Source organism: Brachybacterium sp. P6-10-X1 (genome assembly GCF_001969445.1).
Lineage (GTDB): Bacteria > Actinomycetota > Actinomycetes > Actinomycetales > Dermabacteraceae > Brachybacterium.
In genome coordinates, this window is record NZ_CP017297.1 from 3,402,590 (window position 1) to 3,421,384 (window position 18,795).

Here is an 18,795-nt window from a genome sequence, read left to right on the forward strand (position 1 = left end):
GGAGGATGGGCTCAGATGAGGAAGTCGGCGAGGCCGTCGATGCGCCCGAGCGCTTCGGCCACGCGGGCGTCGGTCGCCGGATCGTGCTGAGCCATCGGGAAGCGGGCCTGGCCGACGTCGAGTCCGCGGACCCGCATCGCGGACTTCAGGACCGGATACACCTCGCCGTCCGCGAGGGCATCGAGCAGACGCACGGCGATCTGCTGCAGGCGTCGGGCCTCGGCCAGGTCCCCGGCCCGGACGGCGCGGTACAGGGCGACGTACAGGGCCGGCGCCAGGTTGAAGGTGGCGCCGATGCCTCCGTCCGCCCCCTGGGCCATGGCGGCGAGCAGGAGGTCGTCGGAGCCGAGCAGGATCGTGAAGTCCTCGCCCAGGCGGGCACGCAGCCGGGCCAGGATCGCCAGGTCGCTCGAGGTGTACTTCAGGCCCTGGATCACTCCTTCCGCGGCGAGCCCGGCGAGCAGATCGGCGCTCAGGGGGCGACCCGTGAAGCCGGGAATCGTGTAGGCCAGCAGGGGGAGGTCGCTGTGTTCGCGGACGTCCCGGAAGTATCGCGCCAGGGACTCGTCGTCGTAGCCGTAGTAGAGGGGGATCGAGGCCGACAGGGCGGTGGCCCCGTGGTCGACGGCTCGCAGCGACAGCTCTCGCACCGCGCGCTGGTCGGCGGCGGCGACCTGGAAGATGACCTCGCGTCCGGACGCCTCCTCGGCGACGGTCTCGAGGACTCGGAGACGCTCTTCGGTGCTGAGCAGGTAGTACTCGCCCGACGTCCCGGAGACGAAGTAGCCGTCGACGCCCGCGTCACCCAGCCGGGAGACGAGCGTGCGGGTGCGCTGGGGCGAGATTCGCCCGTCCTGCGCATAGGCGGTGAGCAGGGCGGGCAGGATGCCGTCGATGGTCACAGTGTCCCTCCGGGTGCTTCGGGGTCGGGCGCAGCTGTCGCGGATCCTATAGGAGTCGGGTGTGTCGCCGGCGCCCAGGCTCACCGCCCTCCGGTGTCCAGGAAGGCCTGCAGCGCCAGGACCGCGGCCCCGACCGCGCACGGGTGGGGCTGGACCTGGGAGACCACCACCCGGGTCGTGGACTCGTCGCCGAAGTGCTCCTGGGCGGCCTCCAGGTAGATCGCCGGGGCGGCCTGGACCGGGGTCCCGGCCAGCACCATGGTGTCCAGGCCCAGCGCGATCGCGAGATTCGCGGCGACGCGGGTCAGCGGCAGGGCGGCGGCGAGGACATCGACCTGGGCCGTCGCGGAGCCCTGAGTGGCCTCCAGCGCGGTGCGGGACAGTTCGTCCACCCCGTCGGGGGCGACGTAGAGGTGCAGGCAGCCGCGTCGTCCGCACGCGCAGACCGGGCCCTCGGGGTCCACCCGGAGGTGGTCCAGGCTCTGGCCGCTGTCGGGGCGGAACGGGACGCCGTCCAGCAGCAGCGCGAGGGTCGTCGTCGACCCCAGGTGCACGGTCCCGGACAGCCCGGTTCCCGTCTGCTCGCCGCTCCAGAAGCTGCCCAGGGCGGCGCAGGTCCCCTCCCGACCCCGGGTGGCGCGCACGTCCAGTTCGGCGGTGAGCGCGCGGAGCGCCTGGTCGACCTCATCGGGCAGATGCGCCCCCATGGCGAAGCCGATGCCGGTCATCGCGCCCAGCTCGTCGTCAGGGATCAGGGCGGCGAGCCCTTCGCGGACCGAGTCGGAGACCTCCCCGGGGTCGGCGGCATCGACCAGCGGCAGCACCACCCTCGACTGCAGCGCGCCGGTGGTGTCCACAGCGACCATCGAGAGGCGATCGTGGTCGATCGTGCACCCCAGCGCCCGTCGGGCCGCATCGTTGACGCGCAGCAGCGTCGCCCGCTTGCCGCCGGTGGAGCGGGCGTGCCCGCTCTCCCACAGCAGTCCGGCAGCCAGCAGGCGCTTGACCGAGTTGGTGACGGTGGCCGCGGTGACCCCCAGTTCGCGGGCGATCTCGACGCGGGTGCTCTCGGTGCGGCGACGGACGATCTCGAGGACGGCGGTGTCCATGGCCGGGGTTCGGCCGTCGCCGCTGCGATTCATCTCTCGCCCTCCCTGCACCGATCGTGACCATTCCGGGACCTGCCCCGAGGGGCGCTCGCCCTTGACGGACCCTGACGTCCTTTGCAGAATGAGGCTACTTCATTAACTAAATGAAGGAAGATCCGTGGACGGGCGCGTGCGATCGATCCAGCGCCGGCCACCGGCACGCGACGACGCGTGGACAAGGAGAGCAACGATGCACCTGAAGCGCCGTGACCTGTACAAACTCGCCGCCGTCGGAGCCGCGCCGCTGGCGCTGGCCTCCTGTGGGCAGGCGTCCAACCTGGAGACGGGCGGCGGTGGTGGGGGCGAGGAGAAGCCGATCCTCACCGTGAATGCGACAGAGGCCACGCTCACACGGAACCTCAATCCCCACTCGCCGTCCGTGATCCCCTTCGTGCAGGGGTCGATCTACGAGACGCTGTTCTACTTCAACCCGCTCCAGCCCATCGATCAGGAGCCGCAGCCGCAGCTGGGGGAGACCTTCTCGTGGAACGAGGACGGCACCGCCCTCACCGTCACCGTGCGCCAGGGCGTGACCTGGACCGACGGGGAGCCGTTCACCGCCGGCGACGTCGCCTTCACCTTCACCAGGATCAGCGAGACCGAGGCGCTGAACGCCGGGGGCACCGCGCCGACCGCCGAAGCGAGCGATGACACCACCGTCGTGATCACCTACGCCGAGCCCTCGTTCACCGAAGGCCCCAATGCCCTGGGCCGGACCTGGATCCTGCCCGAGCACCTCTTCACGGACGTCGACGACCTCGCGACCTATCCCAACGAGGATCCCGTCGGCACCGGGCCCTTCCGCCTGGAGGACTTCTCCCCGGAGTCCTACCTGCTGGCGGCGAACGAGGAGTACTGGGAGGAGGGAAAGCCCGCGATCGGGGGTGTCCGGGCGATCACCACCTCCGGCAACCAGTCCGCGACCGATCAGTGGCTCGCCGGGAACATCGATTACATGTCCGCCGCGATCCCGAGCCTGAAGGACCACGTCGAGTCCAATCCCGACCTGACCTACACCAACACCGGGATCTCGCAGATGGCCCTGATGGCCGCCTCCAACCCGGAGCTGGGGTGCGAGGGCCCGCAGACCGACGTCGCCGTGCGCAAGGCGCTCTACTACGGGATGGACCGCGAGCAGCTGTCCAAGCTGGCGTTCTTCGAACTCGGCTCCGACATCTCCCCGTCGTTCGCCCTGCCCGAGCGCGATGCCGACTTCATCGATCCGTCGATCGAGATCGCGCCCTGGAACGCCCGGCCCGACGAGGCGACCAGGGTGCTCGAGGACGCGGGCTACGAGCTCGGCGAGGACGGCGTGTACGCCAAGGACGGAGTGCGGGTCTCGATGACGGTCTCGTGCCCCACCGGCTGGTCCGATTACGTCACCGCCCTGGACACCCTCGCCCAGCAGTACACGAAGATCGGCATCGAGCTGATCCCGCAGCAGGTCAGCGTCAACGAGTGGAACGACTCCAAGGCCAAGGGAACCTTCCAGCTGGTCATCGACTCCGTCGGCCAGGGGCCCGCCCCCGACCCGTACTACCCCTACCGCAATCACTTCTCGACCGAGAACACGGTGCCCGTGGGCGAGAACGGGAATCCGTACGAGAACGTCACCCGCTTCTCGGAACCCGACGTGGACGCGGCGCTGGACGCCGCCTCCGCGACCGACGACCCCGAGGCCAAGAAGGAGCAGTACTTCCTGATCCAGCAGAAGCTGGTCGAGGTGATGCCGGCCGTCCCCGTGCTCATCGGATCGAGCCTGACGGAGTACAACACCTCGCGCGCCACCGGCTGGCCGACCGAGGAGGACATGTACGCCTATCCGATGTCCTGGTCCGCGCCCGACAACGCCGTCGTCCTCAAGACGGTCACGCCCGTCCAGTGACCGCGACGGGAGACGACGAGAGGAGCAGCCGCTGTGCATCTGCTGCGTAAGCTCGGGTTCTACCTGGTGGCCCTGTGGGCCGCGGTGACCCTGAACTTCTTCATCCCCCGTCTGCTGCCGGGCAGCCCGGTGGACGCCGTGCTGGCCAAGCTCGCCCTCCGCGGCCCGGTCTCCCCGGGCACCCGGCGGTCGATCGAGATCATGCTGGGGGCCGACGACGACACGTCGCTGATCCAGGAGTACGTCGCCTACCTCGGCGGATTGTTCTCCGGCGACCTCGGGGTCTCGGTGACCTACTTCCCGACCCCTGTCACCGAGATCATCGCGCAGGCCCTGCCGTGGACGCTGATGCTGGTCGGGATGGCCACCATCCTCACCTTCATCCTGGGGATGGCGCTGGGCACCGTGGCCGGCTGGAAGCGTGGGAGCTGGCTGGACTCACTGATCCCCGCGACCACGATCCTGCAGGCGGTTCCCTATTTCTGGCTCGCGCTGCTGTTCATCTATGTGCTGTCGGTCAACCTCGACATCTTCCCGATCGCGGGCGGCTACGACGCCTCCCTGGTGCGGCCCGCTCTCGACTACCCGTTCCTGTCCAACGCCGTCTACTACGGCTTCCTGCCCGCGCTGACGATCGTGCTGTCCTCGCTCGGAGGCTGGCTGCTGGGAATGCGCAACATGATGGTCTCCACCCTCAGCGAGGACTACATCCTCACGGCCGAGGCGAAGGGGCTCAGCCCGCGCCGGATCATGCTCATGTACGCGGCGCGCAACGCGATGCTCCCCAGCGTGTCCGGGTTCGCGATCTCCCTGGGGTTCGTGGTCTCCGGCTCCATCGTCGTCGAGACGGTGTTCTCCTACCCCGGCATCGGCTTCACGATGCTCCAGGCGGTCAACAACAACGACTACTCGCTCATGCAGGGCCTGTTCCTGATCATCACCGTCGCCGTGCTCGCCGCGAACCTCGTGGTGGACCTGCTGTACGGCATCATCGACCCCCGCACCCGGGCGCGGGGCTGAGGAGCTGACATGACCTCCACACCCGCGCGATTCGGCGCCGCCGTGCGCCGCAATCTCACCCCGTCCCTGGCCATCGGCGTCGGCCTGGTGGTGATGATCGTCCTGTTCGGTCTCATCGCCCCCTTCTTCACGGACGACCCTCTGGTCGTGCACAACTACGGCATGCAGGGGCCGTCGGCCGACCATTTGCTGGGCACCACCCAGACCGGGCAGGACGTCCTGGCCCAGCTGGCCTGGGCCACCCGCGGATCCCTCCTGGTGGGGGTGATCGTCGCCGTGCTCGCCCTGTTCCTCTCCGGGTTCTTCGGGATCCTCGGCGGCTACCTGGGAGGGTGGCTCGACGAGGTGTTCTCCCTGTTCACCAACGTGGTGCTGATCCTGCCCGGACTGCCGCTGATGATCGTGATCGGCTCCTACGTCCAGCAGCGCGGTCTGCTGCTGATCGCGATCATCCTGGCGATCACCTCCTGGGCCGCCGCAGCGCGGGTGCTGCGCTCGCAGACCCTGTCGATCCGGACGCGCGACTACGTCCAGGCCGCGAAGATCGCCGGCGAGAAGCCGCACCGGATCATCGCCGTGGAGATCCTGCCGAACCTGCTGCCCGTGATGTCCAGCGGCTTCGTGTTCGCGCTGATCACCGCGATCCTGGGGGAGGCCGGTCTGAGCTTCATCGGTCTCGGCGTGGTGGGCACGCAGACCTGGGGCTCGATGCTCTTCTACGCCCAGAACGGGCAGGCCCTCACCCTCGGCGCCTGGTGGTGGTTCGTGCCGCCGGGGCTGCTGATCGCGGTGCTGGGCTGCGGGCTGTCGCTGATCAACTTCTCGATCGACGGCATCATCAACCCGCGCCTGCGCAGCGCACCGAAGCAGGTCAAGCAGGCCAAGAAGGCGACCAAAGCGCAGAAGAAGGAGGCGATGGCATGAGTTTCCCCGACACCACCACCCGAGGATCCGCGTCCCCGGACAGCGCCACCGCCGCCGGCACCCGCGGCGTCTCCGCGGAGGCCGAGGCCGTCACCGCCGGTTCCGACGCCGGGGCCTCGCGCGACCGGTTGGCCAGTCTGGAGGAGGCGCGCTCCGGCATCGGCTCGCCCGTGCTCGAGGAGCCCGTGCTGAGCGTCGAGGAGCTGTCGGTGGTCTACGAGGTCGATCCTCCCGTCCACGCCGTCCAGGGCGCATCGTTCACGCTGCGTCGCGGGGAGATCCTGGGCCTGGCCGGGGAGTCCGGCTGCGGCAAGACGACCTTGGCGTACGGCCTGAACCAGCTGCACCGCCCGCCGGCGCGCGTCTCGTCCGGGGCGGTCACCTTCCACGACAACGACGGCGGCGACGTCGACGTGCTCTCGCTGTCCGGGGAGGAACTGCGCGCCTTCCGCTGGTCGAAGATCGCGATGGTGTTCCAGGGGGCGATGAACTCGCTGAACCCGGTGTTGAGCATCCGTGCCCAGCTGGCCGACGTGTTCACCACCCACCGCCCCCACCTGGAGGCCGCTGAGCGGCTGAGCCGCTCGCGCGAGCTGCTCGAGCTGGTCGGCGTGGACCCCGCGCGCCTCGGGGCCTTCCCCCACGAGCTCTCCGGCGGGATGCGCCAGCGCGTCATGATCGCCATGGCCCTCGCGCTGGATCCGCAGCTGATGATCATGGACGAGCCGACGACGGCACTGGACGTGGTTGTCCAGCGGGAGATCCTCCAGGAGATCCTGCGGCTGCGCCACGAGCTCGGCTTCGCGGTCGTCTTCATCACCCATGACCTGCCGATGCTGTTGGAGATCTCCGACCGGATCGCGATCATGCGCGGCGGACGGATCGTCGAGCTGGACACCGCCGAGAACCTCTACTTCGCACCCCGCGACCCCTATACCCGCCGGCTGCTGGGCTCCTTCCCCTCGCTCACGGGGGACGCGGGCGACTTCGTGCGAGCCGGCTTCGACGCGGAGGAGACGCGATGAGCACCCTGACGGCCACCGACCTGTCCAAGACCTACCTGCTGCGCGACGGTCTGCGCTTCAGCCGCCTCGAGGCCGTCAAGGCGGTGAGCTTCGAGCTGACCCCGGGGCGCACCGTCGCCCTGGTGGGGCAGTCGGGTTCGGGGAAGTCGACGATCGCCAAGCTGATCGCCCAGCTGGAGACGCCGACCTCGGGAACCCTCGCCCTGGACGGCCGGCCCGTCGGCCGACGGGGCAGGGCACTGGCGGCCTATCGCGACCAGGTGCAGATGGTGTTCCAGGACCCCTTCGCCTCGTTGAACCCGTTCCACAGCATCGGCCACCACCTCGAACGGCCCCTGCTGCTGCACGGCAAGGCCACGAAGCAGACCGCCCGAGAGAAGGCCCTGGCCCTGCTCGATCGGGTGAATCTGTCCCCCGCCTCCGCGTTCATCGACCGCAAGCCGCACGAGCTCTCCGGCGGGCAGCGCCAGCGGGTGGCGATCGCCCGCGCCCTCGCCCCGGAGCCCGGCATCCTGGTGGCCGACGAGCCCGTCTCGATGCTCGACGTGTCGATCCGGCTCGGGGTGCTGAACCTCCTGGCCCGCCTGCAGCGCGAGGAGAACCTGGCTCTGCTGTACATCACGCACGACCTGGCCACCGCCCGCCATTTCTCCGATGAGATCCTGGTGATGTACCACGGCGATGTGGTCGAACAGGGGGAGGCCGACGACGTGATCCTGAATCCGCAGGCAGAATTCACCCGGCAGCTGCTGGTGGCCGCCCCCGAACCCGGCGCCAACCCGCGCTTCCTCGCCGAAGCGAAGCGTCGCGGGGTGCCCATGCCCGATCATCTCGCCGCCCTGGAAGAGGCCCCGTGACCACTGTGACCCCTGCGACGCGCCCCGTCTCCCGTCGTGACCTGCACGAGGGCTGGGCCCTCACCGTCACCGACGGTCCGGCACCCTTCCCGATCGCGGACGTCCCCGCCACCGTCCCCGGCACCTTCCTCACGGACCTGCTGGAGGCCGGGCTGATCCCGGACCCCTACCTCGACCGGAACGAGCACGAGATCTCCTGGTCCGGGGAGGTGGACCTCTCCTACGCGACCGTCTTCGAGTGGACACCGAGCGGCGCCGACCGGGTGGACCTGGTGGCGGCCGAGCTCGACACCGCCGCGACCGTGGTGCTGAACGGCCGGGTCATCGCGAGCGTCCAGAACCAGCACCGCTCCTGGCGCTTCGACGTCACCTCCGCGCTGCACGAGGGTGAGAACACGCTGGAGATCCGTTTCGCCTCCCCCTTGGCCACAGCCCGGGAGAACATCGAGCTGCTCGGGGACCTGCCGGCCGTCGGCAACGACCTGCCGTACAACGCGATCCGCAAGATGGCCAGCAACTTCGGCTGGGACTGGGGTCCCGTGCTGGTCACCAGCGGGATCTCCGGACCGATCGGTCTCGAGGAATGGTCGACGGCGCGCCTGGCGCCGATCCGCCCGCAGGTCACCGTCGATCAGGGGCACGGCGTGGTGGCGCTGCAGGTCCCGATCGAGCGCTCCGGCAGCCCCGGGGACGAGGCCGTGAGCGTCTCCGCCCGCCTCCTGGATCCTTCCGGCACCCAGATCGATGAGGCCGTCCGGAGTTCGCAGGGGGACGAGATCGCCCTGCGGCTGTCGGCCGAGGCCCCGCAGCTGTGGTGGCCGCGGGGATACGGCGACCAGCCCCTGTACGCAGTGGCCGTGGAGCTGCGGGACGCCGACGGCGTGCTGCGGGGGACCCGGACCCACCGGATCGGCTTCCGCACCGCCGGCGCGGTCGAGGAGCCCGACGAGATCGGCACCTCCTTCACCCTCACGGTGAACGGGACGGCGATCCTCGCCAAGGGCGCCAACTGGATCCCCGAGGACTGCTTCCCCTCGCGACTGACCACCCGCGACTACCGCAGGGCGATCACCGACGCGGTCGATGCGGGCATGAACGTGCTGCGCATCTGGGGCGGGGGACTGTACGCGTCCGAGGAGCTGTACGCGCTGTGCGACGAGTTCGGGATCATGGTGTGGCAGGACTTCGCGATGGCCTGCGCCGCCTACTCCGAGAGCGAGCCGCTGCGCTCCGAGGTGATCGCCGAGGCCCGGGAGCACATCGTGCGCCTCGCCTGGCATCCCGCGCTCGTGCACTGGAACGGCAGCAACGAGAACGTCGAGGGCTACTACCACTGGGGATGGAAGGAGACCCTGCCCGAGACCGCCACCTGGGGGTACGGCTATTACACCGAGATCTTCCCGACGCTGCTGGCGGAGCTGGACCCCACTCGCAGCTACACCCCCTCCAGCCCCTTCTCCCGGCCGCTGATCGACCAGCCCCGCCACCCCGACCACGGCACCATCCACAACTGGGTGGCGTGGGCCTCCGAGGAGGACAACGACTACCGCCGCTACCGCGACACGATCCCGCGGTTCTCGGCCGAGTTCGGCTACCAGGGCCCGGCGAACTGGGCGACGATCACCCGTGCCGTCACCGAGCGTCCGCTGGATGCCGACTCCCCGGCGATGCTCTCCCACCAGAAGGCCGTCGGCGGGCAGGACAAGCTGCGCCGCGGGATGGCCCCGCATCTGCCCGAGGTCGAAGGCTTCGACGATGTCCACTTCGCGACCCAGCTCAACCAGGCCCGCGCCCTGATCTGCGGAATCGGGCACTACCTCTCCTACTGGCCTCGCTGTGCCGGCACCATCGTGTGGCAGCTGAACGACTGCTGGCCCGTCACCTCCTGGGCGGCGGTCGACGGGGACGGCCGGCGCAAGCTGCTCTGGTACGCCCTGCGGGACCTGTACGCCCCGCTGCTGATCACCGTGCAGCCACGCGGAGGTGACGAGGTGGTCAGCGTGGTCAACGACAGCGCCGCGGCTCTCGACGGGCCACTGGTCCTGCGTCGACAGACGCTCGCCGGCGAGGTGATCGCCGAGGCCACATCGCAGCTGGAGGTCGCGCCGCGCTCTGCGGCGACGGTGCCGGTGCCCGCCGAGCTGCGGACGCCGTCGGGGATCAGGGACGAGGTCCTCGTCGTGGAGCTGCGGGCCGACGGGGGACGGGAGCTGCGCGGGCGGACGGTGCACTTCCCCGTCGAGGACCGTGAGGCCGAGCTGCTCGGCGCCGCCTATGAGGCCACCGCGGCCGCGGTCGAGCACGGGGTCGAGATCAGTGTGCGAGCCACCGGCACGGTGCGCGACCTCTGCGTCCTCGCCGACAAGGTCGATCCCGATGCCGTCGTCGAGCGGCAGATGCTGACCCTGCTGCCGGGCGAGAGCGCCACCTTCCGGGTGCGCACCGCCGGGACCGCCGTCCCGCATCAGTACCTGGCCCCGACCGTACTGACCAGTGCGAACGATCTGGTGGCCCGCGCGCGCGGGCGACGGGGCGGGGCGGGCGATGAGGGCGACGCTATGAGGATGAAGCGATGAGGACGGGGCGATGAGGACGGGGCGATGAGGACAGGGCGGATCGGGGTGCCGGCGCCGCGGTCGATGTGGTCCGCGGGCTCCGAGCAGTTCCACACGCTGGTGCTGCGCGGACTCGAGGAGACGGCGATCGCCGCCGGCCACGGAGTGCTCAGCGAGGTGGTCGACACCCCGCAGGCGGAGCTCGCGGTGATCCGCCGCTGGGCCGAAGAGCACCGTGTCGACGTGGTGGTGCTCAAGGACCTGCGGCGCGACGATCCGCGCCCCGCCGTGCTGCGGGCCGCGGGCGTGCCGTTCGTGCTGGCCGGCGACGTCCGCCAGAGCGGGGCCGACGCGGCGGTGCTGACCGATAATTCCGGGGCGACGCGCAAGCTGCTGACCGACCTGGTCGCCTGGGGCCATCGCCGCATCGGCCATGTCGAGGGCCCGGGCGGCCTGCTGCACACCCAGTGGCGACAGGAGGCCTACGACGCCTTCGTCGCCGAGCACGACCTGCCCTCGCTGCGCCACGAGGGCGACTACAGCGCAGAGAGCGGATCCCGGGCCGCCGCCGCGCTGCTGGACCGGGACCAGCCACCGACGGCGCTGGTCTTCGACAACGATGCCATGGCCATCGGCGGGGCCGCCCGAGTGCGCGGGCTGGGCTTGGACGTCCCGGGGGACGTTTCCCTGGTGTCCTGGGACGACTCGCTGGCCTGCCAGGTCTGCGAACCCCCGCTCGCCGTGCTCGGCCATCGCGCACACCAGCTCGGGATGGACCTGGGCAGGGCGGCCGCAGCCGTGCTCGCCGGGACGGCCGACGGGATGCGTCTGGTCCAGGAGCTGCCGGACATCACCCCGAGGGGTTCGCTCGCTCGCGTCACCGCCTGAGGCGGGCCCGAGCTCCTCGTCCCGCGGAGCGACACGGCGTATCCTGGGGCAACGCCGCACGGGGAGGTGTGGACCATGAATGTCACGAGAAGCATCGTGGTGGGCTACGACGACACCACGGCATCGACGGCCGCCGTGCGCTGGGCTGCGGATCTCGCCCGCAGCACGGACGTCGGGCTGCGGATCGTGCACGCCTGGACCTGGCCCCTGCTGGGCAGCGGCATGGCCGGTGTCCCGGTCATCGATTCGGCCGGCCCCCGCAACCAGGCGCTGCGGCTGCTGGACGACGTCGCCGAGGACGTCGCCGCGAAGGCTCCGGAGGTCACGGTGCACACCGACCTGATACCCGGCAGTCCCCGGGATGTCCTCGACGAGGTCTCGCAGAGCGCTGACCTGCTCGTGGTCGGCACTCGCGGCCTCGGTGCAGTGCTGGGCACACTGCTGGGATCGGTCAGCCGCGGACTGCTGCACGACGCGGGCAGCCCGGTCGCCATCATCCGCTCCGAGCACCACCACGCCGGCCCGGTGCTGGCCGCCTACGACGGGTCCGACGCCGGTGGGGAGGCCGTCGACGTCGCCGCGGATCTCGCCACCACGTGGGGGAGCGTGCTCCGGGTCGTGCATGTCCAGGACGACGGCCATGCTCCGTACTCCAACAGCCTCGAGGCCTGGAGCGGGGGGAGTCGTTCGCGGTCCCTGCTCGACCAGGCGGCCGAGCGCGCCGGGTCCCGGCACCAGGAGCTCACCGTGGAGACACGGATGCTCGAGGGGGGATCGGCGGCAGCGGGCCTGCTCTCCGCCGCTGCTGGCGCCCGCATCCTGGTGATGGGCCATCGCGGATTGAGCCGGGGGCCGTTCGGCTCGACCGCCCATGCCACCGTCCTGCACGCGACGGGGAACGTCCTCGTCGTCCGCCGTCCGGCAGCGGAGTGAGCCCGCGCAGCGACGTGACCTGACTCGCGTCGGCGGCTCTCCGGTTTGAACGCCGGCCCGCGGCCCCGTTAAGCTGTGCGACGGTAGCGTGTCCGAGCGGCCGAAGGTGCTTCACTCGAAATGAAGTGTGCGGTAACCCCGCACCGCGGGTTCAAATCCCGCCGCTACCGCTTCTGATCAGGGAGTTCCCCGATCACCGAAGGCCCCCGCCAGCTCGTGGCGGGGGCCTTCGTCGTTCCCGAGATCATCACCTCGCACGGACGCGCGGAGACGGCGCAGATGCTCGGGGACGGCAAAGACGACGGGCGGGCCGGGCGCTCAGCGGGAGTGGTGCGGTCGGGCTGAACGATCCCGGCCATGCCCGGGGTCCTGCCCACCTCCACGACGGGAGGACCCGCATTCAACGCCGGCATCTGAGCCGCGGGGCATCGGTAACCAGGACGCCGCAGGCTGGCGCGAACCACCTCCTGCCCATCCGCACTGCTCGCATCGTGCCGCCGCGCACCATGCCGCGCCCCGCACCGTGCCGCGCAGCGCGCCATGCCGCGACCCGCACGACCGCGCGACGCGCGGATTGTCCACGGCGGGGCTGGACACGTCCAGCACTCACGCGCTCCACGCCGCCGCCATCACGCGTCAATAGCACAAGAAGTCCGGCCAACCGTCATCAGGAGGGTGTCGGAACGGTCACCCCTCAGGGGCCCCATTCTGGCTTGACGGGTGGTCGGGACCTGCGTAATGTTCTTCCTCGTGCCCAGCAGAACGGGACAGCGGAAAGGCCGGAAGGTTTGACCGTGAATCTCGGACTAGCGGGTACGACAGGTCTCTCCGGAAGGAGTTGGCGCGGCGGGGATCACATCCCACCGAGTTGACATGGGGGACCGGTGCCCCTAAGTTATAAGGGTTGCCCCGGAGCTGAAGAGCCGAAAGGTTCGGATCTCTGAGTGCGCGTGTTGCTTGATATCTCAATAGCGTGTCTGTTTATTGATGCCATTATTTTGAATGGCAAATTTTAACGGATGATTAGCAGTTTATGCTAGTTGTTTGTTGTTTGCTGGGATTTTTCTATGTTTTCATGGAGAGTTTGATCCTGGCTCAGGACGAACGCTGGCGGCGTGCTTAACACATGCAAGTCGAACGATGACGGTGGTGCTTGCACTGCCTGATTAGTGGCGAACGGGTGAGTAACACGTGAGTAACCTGCCCCCCTCTTCGGGATAACCTCGAGAAATCGAGGCTAATACCGGATATGAGTTTCCACCGCATGGTGGTTGCTGGAAAGTTTTTCGGTGGGGGATGGACTCGCGGCCTATCAGTTTGTTGGTGAGGTAATGGCTCACCAAGGCGATGACGGGTAGCCGGCCTGAGAGGGCGACCGGCCACACTGGGACTGAGACACGGCCCAGACTCCTACGGGAGGCAGCAGTGGGGAATATTGCACAATGGGCGAAAGCCTGATGCAGCGACGCCGCGTGAGGGATGACGGCCTTCGGGTTGTAAACCTCTTTCAGTAGGGAAGAAGCGAGAGTGACGGTACCTGCAGAAGAAGCGCCGGCTAACTACGTGCCAGCAGCCGCGGTAATACGTAGGGCGCAAGCGTTGTCCGGAATTATTGGGCGTAAAGAGCTTGTAGGTGGCTTGTCGCGTCTGCCGTGAAAACCCGAGGCTCAACCTCGGGCGTGCGGTGGGTACGGGCAGGCTAGAGTGTGGTAGGGGAGACTGGAACTCCTGGTGTAGCGGTGAAATGCGCAGATATCAGGAAGAACACCGATGGCGAAGGCAGGTCTCTGGGCCATTACTGACACTGAGAAGCGAAAGCATGGGTAGCGAACAGGATTAGATACCCTGGTAGTCCATGCCGTAAACGTTGGGCACTAGGTGTGGGGGACATTCCACGTTTTCCGCGCCGTAGCTAACGCATTAAGTGCCCCGCCTGGGGAGTACGGCCGCAAGGCTAAAACTCAAAGGAATTGACGGGGGCCCGCACAAGCGGCGGAGCATGCTGATTAATTCGATGCAACGCGAAGAACCTTACCAAGGCTTGACATGGACCGGACGGCTGCAGAGATGTGGCTTTCTTTGGACTGGTTCACAGGTGGTGCATGGTTGTCGTCAGCTCGTGTCGTGAGATGTTGGGTTAAGTCCCGCAACGAGCGCAACCCTCGTTCCATGTTGCCAGCGCGTCGTGGCGGGGACTCATGGGAGACTGCCGGGGTCAACTCGGAGGAAGGTGGGGACGACGTCAAATCATCATGCCCCTTATGTCTTGGGCTTCAAGCATGCTACAATGGTCGGTACAATGGGTTGCGAAGCTGTGAGGTGGAGCGAATCCCAAAAAGCCGGCCTCAGTTCGGATTGGGGTCTGCAACTCGACCCCATGAAGTCGGAGTCGCTAGTAATCGCAGATCAGCAACGCTGCGGTGAATACGTTCCCGGGCCTTGTACACACCGCCCGTCAAGTCACGAAAGTCGGTAACACCCGAAGCCAGTGGCCCATCCTCGTGAGGGAGCTGTCGAAGGTGGGATCGGTGATTGGGACTAAGTCGTAACAAGGTAGCCGTACCGGAAGGTGCGGCTGGATCACCTCCTTTCTAAGGAGCATCACCATTATGGTGGCCATCGTCCTGCCCGAGTGTGGTGGGGGTGGTTGCTCACGGGTGGAACATCGATGAATGGGCACTTCGCTGGTTCTTGCTGGCTCTAGTACGACTCCGTGTTGCGGGGTGTGGAACGAGTGGGGTGGGGCTGGTTCGAGGTGGAGACACGCTATTGGGTTGTGAGGCTGCACGCGTCCCTGGTGCCTGTGGGTGTCGGGGTGTGTGGCTGGTCCTCCCTCGTCATGAGTCACTGTTGTGGTGGTCGTGGTGGGTGTGGGGTTGTTTCTTGAGAACTACATAGTGGACGCGAGCATCTTGTAAGCAATTTTTATGATTTTGTGTCTTTGTGTTGCTAAGTTTTTTAGAGCGCACGGTGGATGCCTTGGCAAGAAGAGCCGACGAAGGACGTGTGAGTCTGCGTTAAGCCTCGGGGAGTTGACAACAGAGCTGTGATCCGAGGATGTCCGAATGGGGAAACCCACCGCGAGTCATGTCGCGGTACCCGCCATTGAATGTATAGGTGGTGTGGAGGGAACGCGGGGAAGTGAAACATCTCAGTACCCGCAGGAAGAGAAAACAAAGAGTGATTCCGTGAGTAGTGGCGAGCGAAAGCGGAGGTGGCTAAACCTGGTCTGTGTGATACCCGGCAGGGGTTGCAGGTTGGGGGTTGTGGGACGTTTCTGGTCTGTCTGCCGGCGGATCGACGTGGACGCATAGTGGTAGTCGAAGTCGTGGTGAGTGCGACGGCGTAGAGGGTGTGACCCCCGTAGACGAAACTGGTGTGCGGCGTGATGCTGTTCCCGAGTAGCACCGGGCCCGTGAAATCCGGTGTGAATCTGCCAGGACCACCTGGTAAGCCTGAATACTACTTCTTGACCGATAGCGGACAAGTACCGTGAGGGAAAGGTGAAAAGCACCCCGGGAGGGGAGTGAAATAGTACCTGAAACCGTGTGCTTACAATCCGTCGGAGCCTTGAGGGGTGACGGCGTGCCTTTTGAAGAATGAGCCTGCGAGTTAGTGGTCGGTGGCGAGGTTAACCCGTGTGGGGTAGCCGTAGCGAAAGCGAGTCTGAACGGGGCGTTCAGTCGCCGGCTCTAGACCCGAAGCGAAGTGATCTATCCATGGGCAGTGTGAAGCGCGGGTAAGACCGCGTGGAGGCGCGAACCCACTTCAGTTGAAAATGGAGGGGATGACCTGTGGATAGGGGTGAAAGGCCAATCAAACTTCGTGATAGCTGGTTCTCCCCGAAATGCATTTAGGTGCAGCGTTGCGTGTTTCGTGTCGGAGGTAGAGCACTGGATAGGCGATGGGCCCCACCGGGTTACTGACCTTAGCCAAACTCCGAATGCCGATACGTGAGAGCGCAGCAGTGAGACTGTGGGGGATAAGCTTCATGGTCGAGAGGGAAACAGCCCAGAACATCAGCTAAGGCCCCTAAGCGTGTGCTAAGTGGAAAAGGATGTGGAGTTGCTGAGATAACCAGGAGGTTGGCTTAGAAGCAGCCACCCTTGAAAGAGTGCGTAATAGCTCACTGGTCAAGTGATTCTGCGCCGACAATTTAGCGGGGCTCAAGTACACCGCCGAAGCTGTGTCACTCCAGACGTATGTGCTGGGGTGGGTAGGGGAGCGTCGTGCAGCCGGTGAAGCCGCGGGGGAACCCAGTGGTGGAGGCTGTACGAGTGAGAATGCAGGCATGAGTAGCGATAGACGGGTGAGAAACCCGTCCGCCGATTGATCAAGGGTTCCAGGGCCAGGTTAATCCGCCCTGGGTTAGTCGGGACCTAAGGCGAGGCCGACAGGCGTAGTCGATGGACATCGGGTTGATATTCCCGAACCGATCGTAGGAGGACCCATACCGAGGCTTCCGATGCTAACCACCCGAGCTGGCCCCATACCCTTCGGGGTGTGGAGGTTGGTGAGGCTGGGAACCAAGGTTGTAGTAGGTCAGCGCGTGGGATGACGCAGTGAGGTAGCTTCCGCGGACTTAATGGAATAGTCCGTCTAAGCGTGCAGCCCGGCCCCGGGTAATGCTGGGGCCATGAGGGTCAGACGTGATGGGGATCCCGTAGGGGCGAAGGTGAGTGATCCTGTACTGCCTAGAAAAGTTCCGGCGTGACGAATACGGTCGCCCGTACCCTAAACCGACTCAGGTGATCAGGTAGAGAATACCGAGGCGTTCGAGAGAATCGTGGTTAAGGAACTCGGCAAAATGCCCCCGTAACTTCGGGAGAAGGGGGGCCCGAACCGTGAGAGCGGTGAGGGCCGCAGAGACCAGGGAGAAGCGACTGTTTACTAAAAACACAGGTCCGTGCGAAGTCGTAAGACGCTGTATACGGACTGACGCCTGCCCGGTGCTGGAAGGTTAAGAGGACCGGTTAGACCCTTTTGGGGGTCGACGCTGAGAATTTAAGCCCCAGTAAACGGCGGTGGTAACTATAACCATCCTAAGGTAGCGAAATTCCTTGTCGGGTAAGTTCCGACCTGCACGAATGGCGTAACGACTTCTCCACTGTCTCAACCGCGAACTCGGCGAAATTGCATTACGAGTAAAGATGCTCGTTACGCGCAGCAGGACGGAAAGACCCCGGGACCTTTACTATAGTTTGATATTGGTGTTTGGGACGGCTTGTGTAGGATAGGTGGGAGACTGGGAAGCATTCACGCCAGTGAGTGTGGAGTCATTGTTGAAATACCACTCTGGTCGTTCTGGATTCCTAACCTCGGTCCGTGATCCGGATCAGGGACAGTGTCTGATGGGTAGTTTAACTGGGGCGGTTGCCTCCTAAAGAGTAACGGAGGCGCTCAAAGGTTCCCTCAGCCTGGTTGGCAATCAGGTGTTGAGTGTAAGTGCACAAGGGAGCTTGACTGCGAGACAGACATGTCGGGCAGGTGCGAAAGCAGGAACTAGTGATCCGGCACTCCATTGTGGAATGGGTGTCGCTCAACGGATAAAAGGTACCCCGGGGATAACAGGCTGATCTTGCCCAAGAGCTCATATCGACGGCATGGTTTGGCACCTCGATGTCGGCTCGTCGCATCCTGGGGCTGGAGTTGGTCCCAAGGGTTAGGCTGTTCGCCTATTAAAGCGGTACGCGAGCTGGGTTTAGAACGTCGTGAGACAGTTCGGTCCCTATCCGCTGCGCGCGTTGGATATTTGAGAAGTCCTGTCCCTAGTACGAGAGGACCGGGATGGACTGACCTCTGGTGTGCCAGTTGTTCTGCCAAGAGCATGGCTGGTTGGCTACGTTGGGAAGGGATAACCGCTGAAAGCATCTAAGCGGGAAGCCTGCTTCAAGATGAGATATCCATGCACCCTTGTGGTGTGAGAGGCCCCCAGTAGATGACTGGGTTGATAGGCCAGATGTGGAAGCGCAGTAATGTGTGGAGCTGACTGGTACTAATGGCTGATGACTTAACAACACGTTTATTGTTTATTGTTGTGTGTTCGCGTCCACTGTGTGGTTCTGGAGAAACAATCCCAGGGCACCGCTTATGTTGTGGTGTTTGTGGGCTGGTTGTCTCGTCGTGTTACGGCGGTCATAGCATCGAGGAAACGCCCGGTTCCATTCCGAACCCGGAAGCTAAGCTCGATTGCGCCGATGGTACTGCACTCGGGAGGGTGTGGGAGAGTAGGACGCCGCCGGACATCTTCCATGGGAGTGGGAGGCTGTTGGAGACCCCTTCGGTTTGAGAGGCTGGTCTCGCGCCTCCCACTCCCCTTTTTTGTGCTCTGATGCCCTGCGCCCTGCGCCCTGCGCCCAGCGCCCTGCGCCCTGCGCCCGGTGTCCGGTGCTTGGTGCTTGGTGCTTGGTGCTCGGTGCTCGGTGCTCGGTGCCTGGTGGCCGGTGCCCTGATTGTCGGTGCCCGTCCCGGTCCGTCGGGCAGCGGTGTCCGCGTGTTGGGCCTCAGGGTGTGAATGGTCGGGCACCCGCGCTGGCGGAATGGGCCAGCCTGCCGCACGGAGCGCGGCGGGAGCCGGCTTCCCGCTTTGTGCGCGTCCCGGTGCCGGCCTGCCACCCGGCGCGCGTGCCGGGGCTGCTGTCTCGGCTGTGCCACACCG

10 protein-coding genes, 1 tRNA gene and 3 rRNA genes are annotated in these 18,795 nt (G+C 66.2%); 12 read left to right on the forward strand and 2 right to left on the reverse strand.

Features of this window, described 5'->3' with window-relative positions; all coding sequences use genetic code 11:
- Nucleotides 1-11 precede the first annotated feature (11 nt).
- Nucleotides 12-902 (reverse strand): dihydrodipicolinate synthase family protein, encoded by an 891-nt coding sequence (locus BH708_RS15245; protein ID WP_076809904.1) that lies wholly within the window; start codon nucleotides 900-902, stop codon nucleotides 12-14.
- 80 nt (nucleotides 903-982) lie between these two features.
- A complete protein-coding gene (locus BH708_RS15250; RefSeq protein WP_076809905.1) occupies nucleotides 983-2,044 on the reverse strand; it encodes an ROK family transcriptional regulator in 1,062 nt (353 codons plus the stop codon).
- A 196-nt stretch (nucleotides 2,045-2,240) separates the two neighbouring features.
- Here BH708_RS15250 and BH708_RS15255 point away from each other — a divergent pair, with 196 nt between their 5' ends.
- From BH708_RS15255 to rrf, 12 genes are all read left to right on the forward strand, one after another.
- On the forward strand, nucleotides 2,241-3,935 hold the full coding sequence (locus BH708_RS15255; protein ID WP_076809906.1) for an ABC transporter substrate-binding protein: 1,695 nt from the start codon (nucleotides 2,241-2,243) through the stop codon (nucleotides 3,933-3,935).
- Between the two features lie 33 nt (nucleotides 3,936-3,968).
- Nucleotides 3,969-4,955 (forward strand): ABC transporter permease, encoded by a 987-nt coding sequence (locus BH708_RS15260; RefSeq protein ID WP_076809907.1) that lies wholly within the window; start codon nucleotides 3,969-3,971, stop codon nucleotides 4,953-4,955.
- Nucleotides 4,956-4,964: 9 nt separating this feature from the next.
- Nucleotides 4,965-5,879 carry an ABC transporter permease gene (locus BH708_RS15265; protein ID WP_076809908.1) on the forward strand — a complete coding sequence of 305 codons (915 nt, stop codon included), beginning with the start codon at nucleotides 4,965-4,967 and terminating at the stop codon, nucleotides 5,877-5,879.
- Between the two features lie 170 nt (nucleotides 5,880-6,049).
- Complete coding sequence (locus tag BH708_RS15270; RefSeq protein ID WP_076811394.1) at nucleotides 6,050-6,904, forward strand: ABC transporter ATP-binding protein; 855 nt, start codon at nucleotides 6,050-6,052, stop codon at nucleotides 6,902-6,904.
- Nucleotides 6,901-7,761, forward strand: coding sequence for an ABC transporter ATP-binding protein (locus BH708_RS15275; RefSeq protein WP_076809909.1), 861 nt, complete (start codon nucleotides 6,901-6,903; stop codon nucleotides 7,759-7,761). Before BH708_RS15270 ends, BH708_RS15275 begins: the two co-directional genes overlap by 4 nt.
- Nucleotides 7,758-10,337 carry a hypothetical protein gene (locus BH708_RS15280; RefSeq protein WP_083713655.1) on the forward strand — a complete coding sequence of 860 codons (2,580 nt, stop codon included), beginning with the start codon at nucleotides 7,758-7,760 and terminating at the stop codon, nucleotides 10,335-10,337. Before BH708_RS15275 ends, BH708_RS15280 begins: the two co-directional genes overlap by 4 nt.
- 24 nt (nucleotides 10,338-10,361) lie before the next feature.
- A complete protein-coding gene (locus tag BH708_RS15285) occupies nucleotides 10,362-11,204 on the forward strand; it encodes a LacI family DNA-binding transcriptional regulator (RefSeq protein WP_083713656.1) in 843 nt (280 codons plus the stop codon).
- Nucleotides 11,205-11,279: 75 nt separating this feature from the next.
- Complete coding sequence (locus tag BH708_RS15290) at nucleotides 11,280-12,137, forward strand: universal stress protein (RefSeq protein WP_076809911.1); 858 nt, start codon at nucleotides 11,280-11,282, stop codon at nucleotides 12,135-12,137.
- Between the two features lie 82 nt (nucleotides 12,138-12,219).
- A tRNA-Ser gene (locus BH708_RS15295) sits at nucleotides 12,220-12,307 on the forward strand.
- Nucleotides 12,308-13,209: 902 nt separating this feature from the next.
- Nucleotides 13,210-14,728, forward strand: a 16S ribosomal RNA gene (locus BH708_RS15300).
- 356 nt (nucleotides 14,729-15,084) lie between these two features.
- Nucleotides 15,085-18,155 (forward strand): 23S ribosomal RNA (locus tag BH708_RS15305).
- 109 nt (nucleotides 18,156-18,264) lie between these two features.
- Nucleotides 18,265-18,381: ribosomal RNA gene (gene rrf, locus BH708_RS15310) — 5S ribosomal RNA — on the forward strand.
- Together the 16S, 23S and 5S rRNA genes form the textbook arrangement of a ribosomal RNA operon.
- Nucleotides 18,382-18,795: the final 414 nt, after the last annotated feature.

Coding starts and splice junctions, on each gene's coding strand:
- BH708_RS15250 (WP_076809905.1), bottom strand. CDS start 2,044: ATGAATCGCAGCGGCGACGGCCGAACCCCGGCCATGGACACCGCCGTC.
- BH708_RS15255 (WP_076809906.1), top strand. CDS start 2,241: ATGCACCTGAAGCGCCGTGACCTGTACAAACTCGCCGCCGTCGGAGCC.
- BH708_RS15265 (WP_076809908.1), top strand. CDS start 4,965: ATGACCTCCACACCCGCGCGATTCGGCGCCGCCGTGCGCCGCAATCTC.
- BH708_RS15275 (WP_076809909.1), top strand. CDS start 6,901: ATGAGCACCCTGACGGCCACCGACCTGTCCAAGACCTACCTGCTGCGC.
- BH708_RS15285 (WP_083713656.1), top strand. CDS start 10,362: ATGAGGACAGGGCGGATCGGGGTGCCGGCGCCGCGGTCGATGTGGTCC.
- BH708_RS15290 (WP_076809911.1), top strand. CDS start 11,280: ATGAATGTCACGAGAAGCATCGTGGTGGGCTACGACGACACCACGGCA.